8 protein-coding genes are annotated in these 10,115 nt (G+C 34.4%); 4 read left to right on the forward strand and 4 right to left on the reverse strand.

The window, feature by feature from the left end:
- Both HXN26_RS10210 and HXN26_RS10215 read left to right on the forward strand, forming a co-directional pair.
- Positions 1 to 2,025, forward strand: a 2,025-nt coding sequence (locus HXN26_RS10210; RefSeq protein WP_337954482.1) for a hypothetical protein, incomplete at its 5' end; no start/stop codon positions are given.
- Positions 2,026 to 2,273: 248 nt separating this feature from the next.
- Entirely contained in the window at positions 2,274 to 2,828 is a 555-nt protein-coding gene (locus tag HXN26_RS10215; protein ID WP_273161095.1) for a glutathione peroxidase, read from the forward strand.
- Between the two features lie 123 nt (positions 2,829 to 2,951).
- On the opposite strand, the gene HXN26_RS10220 is transcribed toward HXN26_RS10215, so the two are convergent.
- Entirely contained in the window at positions 2,952 to 4,370 is a 1,419-nt protein-coding gene (locus HXN26_RS10220; protein WP_273161096.1) for a sodium:solute symporter, read from the reverse strand.
- A gap of 229 nt (positions 4,371 to 4,599) precedes the next feature.
- Complete coding sequence (gene coaW / locus HXN26_RS10225; protein WP_273161097.1) at positions 4,600 to 5,424, reverse strand: type II pantothenate kinase; 825 nt, start codon at positions 5,422 to 5,424, stop codon at positions 4,600 to 4,602.
- Positions 5,425 to 5,605: 181 nt separating this feature from the next.
- Here coaW and HXN26_RS10230 point away from each other — a divergent pair, with 181 nt between their 5' ends.
- Together HXN26_RS10230 and HXN26_RS10235 are read left to right on the forward strand one after the other, a co-directional pair.
- A complete protein-coding gene (locus HXN26_RS10230; RefSeq protein WP_025001296.1) occupies positions 5,606 to 5,884 on the forward strand; it encodes an HU family DNA-binding protein in 279 nt (92 codons plus the stop codon).
- Between the two features lie 272 nt (positions 5,885 to 6,156).
- On the forward strand, positions 6,157 to 7,728 hold the full coding sequence (locus tag HXN26_RS10235) for an Rne/Rng family ribonuclease (protein ID WP_025001297.1): 1,572 nt from the start codon (positions 6,157 to 6,159) through the stop codon (positions 7,726 to 7,728).
- Between the two features lie 929 nt (positions 7,729 to 8,657).
- Here HXN26_RS10235 and HXN26_RS10240 read toward each other — a convergent pair.
- Positions 8,658 to 9,185, reverse strand: a complete 528-nt coding sequence (locus tag HXN26_RS10240) for a hypothetical protein (RefSeq protein ID WP_249031176.1) — start codon at positions 9,183 to 9,185, stop codon at positions 8,658 to 8,660.
- A gap of 292 nt (positions 9,186 to 9,477) precedes the next feature.
- On the reverse strand, positions 9,478 to 9,999 hold the full coding sequence (locus tag HXN26_RS10245; protein WP_146739285.1) for a hypothetical protein: 522 nt from the start codon (positions 9,997 to 9,999) through the stop codon (positions 9,478 to 9,480).
- Between the last annotated feature and the right edge of the window lie 116 nt (positions 10,000 to 10,115).

A 10,115-nucleotide genomic window follows, 5' to 3' on the forward strand; every position in this document is an offset into this window, starting at 1 on the left:
TGTCCATTACTAAAATCCGTGAGCTTTTCAGCCTACCAAATGTCCATTACGCCAACTTTTATAAATATGAAGAAACTGTTATTTCCAATTTTTGCATTTATACTGTGTATTTCAACCTATGCGCAAACTGGTCAATTCCAAATAGACCAAAGCAGTGTAATAAACGCCCAACCATTAACATCATGCAAAGCATCAATCAATAAAATTGAACCTGCTAATAATCAAATTTGGTGGGGATATCAAGAAGAAGATGAAGAACGTAGTGCTGTTGGTGTATCTAAAGCTGAAACTTACTACGCCTCTCTCTATATTGCACCCAGTAATACTGTTATTGCAGGTAAAACTATAAAGGCATTTCGCTTCTACCTCCGCGACAAGGAAAACACAAAAGATGTAAAAATATGGATTTCTAAAAAATTACCTGAAGATATCAACGATGTAGATTATATTCAGAATGTAGACCACGCATCTCTTAATGGCGGTGATGAAGCAGAAAACCTACAGGGAATGGTTAACGATGTTGAACTTACCACTCCGTACGTTGTTGGATCTGATGGTATCTATATAGGTTATACGCTGACTATTACCAATGTTTCAGATGGCACAACAAAATTTCCTATAGTTACGTTCGATAGTCAAGAAGCGAATAGTTTATTTGTACGTACCTCTGAGACTACTGCAAAATGGAGCGATTTAGCTGAAGAAGGCTTTGGCAAATTGGCACTAAATATACTTATTGAAGGTAAATTCGCAGAGAATTCTGTTTCTCCAGATAAAATGCAGGATCTTGTTTTAGTTAAAAATAATACAGGTAATAGCAAGGTTGAGCTTCTCAATGGTGGCAGTGCTGGCATCAACAATATTGATTATACCATTACAACTAATGGTGCAACAGGGGTAGAGCAACATCTTGATATCAATCCTCCTGTCAAGACATTGGGTGCTAAATGTACAATTAACATACCAGTTACAGCCAACGCAAATACTGGCGTTGAAGAGAAAATTATCACTATTACGAAGGTAAATGGAAAGGCCAACGAAGCAGAAAACAAGTCTACAACTTTTAAACTAACCACCGTAAGTAAACAGGTTAATAGGGGAGTTGTTGTTGAGGAGTATACAGGTACGGCTTGTGGATGGTGTCCACGCGGTTGGGCAGGTATGAAAAAGATGCGCGATAAGTTCGGTGAAAACTTCGTAGGTATTGCCATCCACCAGTACAATGAAACGGACCCTATGTATTGCAAAAATTATGCAATGATTGAGTTTGGCGGAGCACCTAATTGTAAGATAGACCGCGATGAGACGATGGATCCATTCTATGGTTCAGAAGAAGATATTTGTATAGACTTCGAAAAAGCACTTACCAGAATTCCAACTGTAGGTGTATCAGTTACAGGTAAACTAAATGCAGATAAAACAGCAGTAACAGCAACTGCAACCATTGAACCTTTGGTAAACGAAAAATTTGATATTGCCTATGTGATTGTTGGGGATGAACTTACAGGAACTGCATCGATTTGGAAACAAATGAATAGTTACTATCAATATGTTGCTGCAAATGTTAACAACGATCCATACTTATCATTATTCTGCAAAGGTGGCAAATATAGCAGTACTAAGGTTACATTGGTTTACGATGATGTAATGCTCGCTAGCTCTTACAACTTAGAAAATGCTAACGAAGCAAAGATAGAACCACTACAAGAAGGGAAAATTATAACAAACACTTACACACTTACAATGCCAACCAATACTGTTCTGAAAGAAGCGATTGAGAAAGCTGGCTACACAAAGCTTGCAGTTATCGCAATGATTATACGCAATGACGGAAAGATTGAAAATGCAGCTAAATTCTACTTATCTGATGATCCATCTGGTGTCAAAGGTATATCTGATAACTATAATGAGATCAAGGAAATAGCACGCTATACCATTGATGGTCGTAGAATCAGTACACCACAACAAGGCCTTAACATTGTCAAAATGTCCGACGGATCAACTATTAAAGTATTGGTAAAGTAAAGAGAAATTCAAAAGACATAACAACGATATAATCAGCAAAACAGAAGCCCTAACCAACATACAACATTTGGTAGGGCTTTTTCATATAACTGTGAAAATAAATATCATTTGTTTCAAAGCATATTACCAAAACCTACTATAATATAACACTTATAAGAATTTTTAATGTCTGTATGATTGCTTTTTCAGAATTTATTTCGTATATTTGCAAATATTACAGGATATTCATTTAAAATAAAAATCAAAAGATGAAAACAGTTTATGATTTCACTGTCAAAGATAGAAAAGGCGGTGATATTTCTTTAAAAGCGTTTGCTAACGAAGTATTGCTAATTGTAAATACAGCTACAAAATGTGGGTTCACACCAACTTATGATGAACTTGAGGCTACTTACAAAAAGTATCATGCACAAGGTTTTGAAGTTCTCGATTTTCCTTGCAATCAGTTTGGACAACAGGCACCAGGTACTGATGAAAGTATTCATGAATTCTGCAAACTAAATTATGGTACAGAGTTCCCACGCTTCAAGAAAATTAAAGTTAATGGCGAAGACGCTGAACCACTCTACAAATTCTTGAAAGAACAAAAAGGTTTTGCGGGTTGGGACGAAAGTCACAAACTGACACCTATTCTCGATAAGATGTTATCAGAGGCAGACCCAAATTACAAAGAAAAGTCAGATATTAAGTGGAACTTCACAAAATTCCTCATCAATAAGAAGGGACAAGTTATTGCCCGTTTCGAACCAACAGAAAAGATTGAAAACATTGAAAAAGAAATAGAGAAGTTGCTTGCTGAATAAAGTATTAGCACAATAAATTAAATGGTAGAAAGATTTCCCCTATATAGTTATTCTTTTTACCATTTTTTCTTTCTTGTTATAAAATCATTAAGTAAAAAAGTCAATACAATAACATAATCCTTTTTACTTCATCTTTCTTGTAGCCAATAAGCCTAAGAATGTTAGTAAACCATTGAGCATTAATAGTTCGTAGCCAAACTTATAATTCCATAACGGCGTTACCATATAGTCTAACAAAAAACATATCAACGGGCTCGCTAATACCACGTAAGGCACCATACGATCGTTCACTGTCTTATGTGTCAATAATCCATAAGCAAACAAACCAAGAAGTGGACCATAAGTATAAGAACACAAAATATATACAGCATCAATTAAACTTGTTGAATTTACAGCTCCGAACACTAAGATAAAAATAACAAATATTACTGCCATTCCAAAATGTACTCGTTTACGTAGAATTTCGTTTGTTGGCTGTTCACAAATATCTACACAAAAGCTTGTTGTTAGAGAAGTAAGAGCTGAATCAGCGCTTGAAAAACATGCAGCAACCACACCTATTGTAAACATTACCTCTACCCCACTTCCTAATAATCCACCAGCTACAGGATATAACATAAGTTCGTCAGGTGAAGAAGGTAAAGGTTTACCTACTTGCTGAAAAAACATCATGAGTAAAACTCCCAAAGCCATAAACAGTAAGTTAGTTGGCAAAAAAGCTACCCCATAAGAGCACATATCTTTCTGTGCATCTCCTAAACTTTTGCATGTTAAATTCTTTTGCATCATGTCTTGATCAAGACCTGTCATCACAACAACAATAAACACGCCACTCAAAAATTGCTTCCAAAAATTTTGCTTAGAAACCCAATCGTCCCATACAAATATTTGCGAATGACAATCGTTTGTTATAGCATTTAAAGCTTCACACAAGTTTAGATCTAATACACTCATCACCTTATAAATTATAAGGAGTAAAGTAAGGAGCATACAGAACGTTTGGAAAGAATCAGTAAATACCAGTGTTTTTATACCTCCTTTACGCGTATAAAGCCATATCAGAAACACAAGTACAACCACAGTTAGAGGAAATGGTATATTATAACTGTCAAGGACGAACCGTTGCAGTATCATACAAACAACATAAAACTTTACAGCAGCTCCCGACATTTTGGACAAGATAAAAAATGATGCTCCAATCTTATAACTTCGTACACCCAATCTATCCTTCAAGAAGGAATATATTGTAATCAAATTCAAACGATAGTAAATAGGCAATAACACAAAAGCAACTAACACATAACCAAAAATAAAGCCCAAACAGGTCTGTGCATAAGTCATATTTTGCCCAATAACCATACCAGGCACACTGACAAATGTTACACCTGACACACTTGCACCAATCATTCCAAACGCAACAAGATACCATGGCGATTGACGAGTTGCACGAAAAAACAAATCGTTGCTGCTTTTCTTAACTGTTAGTTTGCTTATGAACAAAAGAATACAGAAATAAATAAAAATAGTCCCTAAAATTATCATAGATATATTATAGATGTATTATAAAAGAAGAAAATAAGTTTAATTTTTAGTTTATATTTAAATCCTTTTGAGTATCTTTGCTTAGCTAACAAAACTACAACAATAGCATTTCATTTAAAATACATACTAAGTTTTCTTATAATAAGAGCATAAAACAATACTATGACACACACTTTCAGCTCGTTAAAAAGTATTTTCTACTTTATGAGCTGTTTTTTTCATATAAAAATTATAATTCATTGCTTGCTTGTAAGGCTGCACCTATAGCAGTACAATATTCAGAATATTTAGGAATGATAAAATGTACATCATATAAACGTTCCATCATAGGGAATAGAATCTTACACTGAGGGAGACGAGAAAGATTCCCTATCATCACGAAATCCGTTATTCCACTATTCAATGCACTTAAAATCGTAGCTGAACCAATGGATTGCAATACCAAACAGATAAGTCCCAATGCAACATCTTCACTGCTTGTATTTCCACGAGCATTAGCAAAAAGAGATGCAGTAGCATTCATCGGCAATCCAGGCAAAGGTTTTGATGAAATATCGCTTATCTGTAGATTTATATTTCCGATTTCTCCCTTCTTTGCCAAATCAGAAATCTGATGAATGTCATCAGTGTTCAGCAACAAACGAGAAAGTCCGTTCAATGTTCCTCCTCCTATTCCAATACCTCCAATATGACGAATATCATCTCCATCGCATAAAACAAGCGAAGTACCAGTACCCATCGAAACTACTATCATACGATTGAGATTTGATTCAAAACGGGCACCTAAACCATCTGCTAAGAACTCGTCAGCCTTTTCTGTCGGCAAGCCATATACAGGCTTATCAATATAAGCAGAGCCAACACCAGTCAGCATAACTTTACCCACATCGCTCAATTCTATCTTATTGTCGTACAGATATTTTCCAAATGCACCATAAAGAGAGGTTACAGGATCTGTAGCCTTTATACGCAAAGGTCGGACCACTTCTCCATTTCTAATTCCAACTATTTTCGTTGTCGATATTCCAACATCAATTCCAATAGCAATTTTCATAACACCTTATATATTATTACAGGGCAAAGGTACAAAAAAAGTAGATTGTCAGACACCCTATGAAAGACTTTTTGCAAAAAAAGCGAAAAACATTTCTCTATTTATCTGAAAATGAGTATATTTGCAGTCCGTTATGATGAGATAACATGATAAGTATAAATTAATAGACAAACAAAACAAAATGACAAAGGCAGATATCATCAATGAGATTGCGTCTTCTACTGGTATATCTAAGAAGGATGTTTCAGCAGTCGTGGAATCTTTTATGGATGCGATAAAAGACAGCTTATTAGCTAAGAAAGAGAATGTTTACCTCCGTGGTTTTGGTAGCTTTATCGTTAAGCACCGCGCAGAGAAGACAGCACGCAACATCTCAAAAAACACAACAATTACTATCCCAGCACATGACTTCCCAAGCTTCAAGCCAGCGAAGACATTCATTGAGGATATGAAGAAATAATAAACAAAACAATCATAACATTTTAAACATTTAAAGCTATGCCAAACGGAAAGAAGAAAAAGGGACACAAGATGGCTACGCACAAGCGTAAAAAGAGATTAAGAAAGAACAGACATAAGAGCAAGTAAGCCTCATCGGGCTAAAGACTCTAATTAAGTCTTTCAACATGACGGGGCATGTCATCGCATTAAACTCGTTATCCCTGGAGTGCGACGGCACGTCTCGCTTTTTTTGAATAAGCATCGAAAAGATGCTTATAAGAACAGAAGAAAATGACAAGCGAAATAATTATAGATGCCCAACCGAAAGAGATTTCGATAGCATTACTTGAGGACAAGCGATTGGTAGAATACCAACGCGAACCAAGAGAAGCCAATTTCTCAGTTGGAAACATCTACATAGCGAAGGTCAAGAAACTGATGCCAGGACTTAATGCCTGCTTCGTAGATGTTGGTTATGAGCGCGACGCATTTCTTCATTATCTTGATTTAGGAAGTCAATTCAACTCCTTTGCAAAATATCTCAAACAGGTACAAAGCGATAGGAAACGACTTTTCCCTATTCAGAAAGCCAACAAACTACCCGACTTGCAGAAAGATAGCAGTGTTCAAACCACTCTGCAAGTTGGTCAGGAAGTAATGGTACAAGTAGTAAAAGAGCCTATTTCTACAAAAGGGCCACGCCTTACAGGCGAAATTTCTTTTGCAGGACGTTACCTTGTACTAATTCCTTTCGGGGATAAAGTAAACGTTTCTACTAAAATTAAAAGTGGAGAAGAGCGCGCCCGCCTAAAGCAACTCATACAGAGCATTTGCCCAAAGAATTTTGGAGTTATTGTTCGTACAGTGGCACAAGGAAAAAGGGTGGCAGAACTCGACGCTGAGATGAAAGTTCTTTTTGGAAGATGGAATGATGCCATTACAAAGGTACAGAAAACTCAAGAGCGACCACAACTCATTTTTGAAGAGAAAGGACGTGCTGTAGGCATGCTTCGCGATCTCTTCAACCCTACCTACGAGAATATTTATGTAAACGATGAGGAAATTTGCAATGCCGTTAAGAACTATGTTACTCTTATCGCCCCTGAAAAGGCAAGCATAGTAAAAAAATATACCGGCAAGTTGCCAATCTTCGACAACTTTGACGTAACGAAGCAGATTAAATCCAGCTTCGGAAAAACTATAAATTACGGACGAGGTTGCTATATTATTGTTGAACATACCGAAGCTATGCACGTTGTAGATGTGAATAGCGGAAACAGAACAAAGGAAAAGGGACAAGAACAAAATGCTCTCGATACCAACCTTGGTGCAGCTGATGAAATTGCTCGTCAACTCCGTTTGAGAGATATGGGTGGTATTATTGTAGTAGACTTCATTGATATGAACTTAGCGGAAGACCGGCAAATGCTCTACGAGCGTATGTGTAAAGCGATGCAAAAAGACCGTGCCCGCCATAATATCTTGCCATTGAGCAAGTTTGGACTAATGCAAATAACACGCCAAAGAGTCCGTCCTGTTATGGATGTTGATGTGGCAGAAGATTGTCCAACTTGTTTTGGAACAGGTAAAATACGTTCAAGTTTACTATTTACTGATTTACTTGAACGAAAAATTGAACAACTTGTAAAAAAGATTGGCATTAAGAAGTTCTATCTACACGTTCACCCATACGTTGCTGCTTATATAAACAAAGGCGTTGTTTCTCTAAAAATGAAGTGGCAAATGAAATATGGTTTCGGCATTAAAGTTGTTCCTTCTCAAAAACTTGCCTTTATGCAATATGAGTTCTACGACAATAAACGTCAATTCATAGATATGAAGGATACCAACGATAAGTTGTAAATGACTTATCAGTTTATAAAAAGATAATGAAAGAACTTTGCGGTTCTATTTAAAAGATGTTGTATCTATTCTCGATACAACATCTTTTTTATGTAAAAAAAGTCCTATTTTTTTTATAGCTTGGTAAGTGTAATAAAATTCAAGGATACGATGTGAACTTCTAGAATTCTCATTATTAGGTTCCTTTTTATCGTTCTTCACAGTTTCCTTAAGGATATATCGAGAAGTTGCTTTAAATTCAACGTCGACTATAAAGGAAACTGTCTGTTTAATAGACTCTGCTTTAAACTTTACTCAGCTAATGAAGTTTCGCTTGATAGCGTAAGAAGCATTGTTCTTAACTTGTTTTATTGTAGTACACTTAGCCTGTCAAGGTAGTAGCTTGACTTGCAATGAATAAATTTAGAAGTTCCCTCTCAATATCACCACATGTTAATAACAAATGGTACAAATATCTTACTCAATATTGCACAGTTTTTCTGTCGCAAATTAACATTATTTCCGTAAATCTTACCAGAACTTGTTTTAAAACCGTATTATTCTTTCCAACTAATCTAATTATCAAAGCATAATAATTAAATTATAATTATGCCACTTATGCACTATAATATTTTCATTGAAATATATTTGTACTAAATTCTTAGCATTATTGAAGTTTTTTAGTTTTTTTACTTTTCAACTGATTTTCAGATTATTGAAATATGTAATAAAACTAAATCATTATACCAGTCGTCTGAACCGAAAAAATATTGAACAAGGGTGTAATATTATAATTTGAAAAGGTTTTATAAATCTTTGAATAATTTTACACGTAAATACGGATATTTAGGCAAGGGGAGAAAATAAAAAAGATAAGAGAAATAATAAAGAAAAATTCAATCAAAAAAAGAATTTTTGATAATAAAACAATGAAATATCAGAGTAAATAACTACATTTGCAGTTGTGCACTTTTGTTTGACAACGTACTATCCCACACCTTAAGAGTGTAATAACTTGTGTGCATTATATTATTCAAGGGAGAAATAGAAACTCTAAAAAACAAAGTATCATTGAAATGACTATTCTTTAGTTTCTTATTATATGGGGTTACGATACAGTAAACACTATCATCATAGTTATATTTATCATATTCAACTATTATTTGGTATGGGAGTTCTGGGTGATTGTTTCCAGTATCATCCTTTTTTGTTAGCTTGATTGCGTGCATGTTCATGAAGTTGTCCCATTTAAATCCCTTTTCAACAAAAATACTTTTTACATGTAATAGTGGGGACACTTTATATTTTACATCCTTGACAAATACACCATTATTTTTGGATTCCTGTTTAGTTAAAGAAAACATTCTTGCTCCATCATAGCCATATCCATAATAACCAATTGATATATTTAAGACTTCAAGAAATAATACACACAATGCAATTATCAGGAAACATATAATAATGACTTTTTTTTTCATTTTCATATACAAATAGGATTAGGTGATACATCATTAAATAACATAATCTCTGCAGATTTCTGTATATTGGTCGAGTGGTTCTGATGTCATTTGCTTTATGATTTCGCTACTATAAAGTTACTGATAATCAGCAACTTGACCAAATACTATTAGTTGTATTAAGTTAATTAACTCTCTCATTTTCAAACGATTATATTGGAATTAACGAAGTATTGCTTTTATTCTAATCCAAAAAATCATTTTTGTATTTGTTTCTTATCGTAATAACATCTAATTTAATATGTTACCGTTTTTACCTCAGGATGGTAAATGGACTTCTTAACTTATCGAATCTATTAAAAATATTTATCAAGTTATACTTTGATGTAATCCAACCATAATTCTGATTTTGAAATCCTTGTAGAGATTTCTCTATCACTACTCCTGTTTCAAATACTCTAGTTCCATTTTTATAAAGAATAAAACTACTGGTTACTGTTGACAAATCGCCACCAGTATAGATAAACTTACATCTTTTCTTTAGAATATTTAATATAGATATATCATCTGTAAATAGTTTATTACTACATAAATCACCTTTTATCAACTCATAATCGTCATTGCTTAATAACAAATAAGCCTCCCATTTTCCTGAGTTAAAATTGAAATTATTTAATGGGTTAATTGATTGTCCTTTAATATAATTCTCTGTTGAACTTTGGATATTTGGTGACAAATCCAGTATAACAGGGTAGCCAGTAATTAGAGCTAACCCTCCATAACAAACTGCACATAATAAGCAGACAACAAGAACTATTCTTTTTAAAAATTTCATTTCCGTCCTCCTTTCTTAGTTACAATATTTCCGTTAACTTTAACACCATCAAGCCCTTTATAATTGTACGTTGTCAAACAAAAGTGCACAACTGCAAATGTAGTTATTTACTCTGA

It is taken from the genome of Prevotella aurantiaca, assembly GCF_015262605.1.
Taxonomy (GTDB): Bacteria; Bacteroidota; Bacteroidia; order Bacteroidales; family Bacteroidaceae; genus Prevotella; species Prevotella aurantiaca.

Bases quoted from the DNA above. Each gene is read 5' to 3' on its own strand.
- HXN26_RS10215 (WP_273161095.1), top strand. From the start codon at position 2,274: ATGAAAACAGTTTATGATTTCACTGTCAAAGATAGAAAAGGCGGTGAT.
- HXN26_RS10220 (WP_273161096.1), bottom strand. From the start codon at position 4,370: ATGATAATTTTAGGGACTATTTTTATTTATTTCTGTATTCTTTTGTTC.
- coaW (WP_273161097.1), bottom strand. From the start codon at position 5,424: ATGAAAATTGCTATTGGAATTGATGTTGGAATATCGACAACGAAAATA.
- HXN26_RS10230 (WP_025001296.1), top strand. From the start codon at position 5,606: ATGACAAAGGCAGATATCATCAATGAGATTGCGTCTTCTACTGGTATA.
- HXN26_RS10235 (WP_025001297.1), top strand. From the start codon at position 6,157: ATGACAAGCGAAATAATTATAGATGCCCAACCGAAAGAGATTTCGATA.
- HXN26_RS10240 (WP_249031176.1), bottom strand. From the start codon at position 9,185: ATGAAAAAAAAAGTCATTATTATATGTTTCCTGATAATTGCATTGTGT.
- HXN26_RS10245 (WP_146739285.1), bottom strand. From the start codon at position 9,999: ATGAAATTTTTAAAAAGAATAGTTCTTGTTGTCTGCTTATTATGTGCA.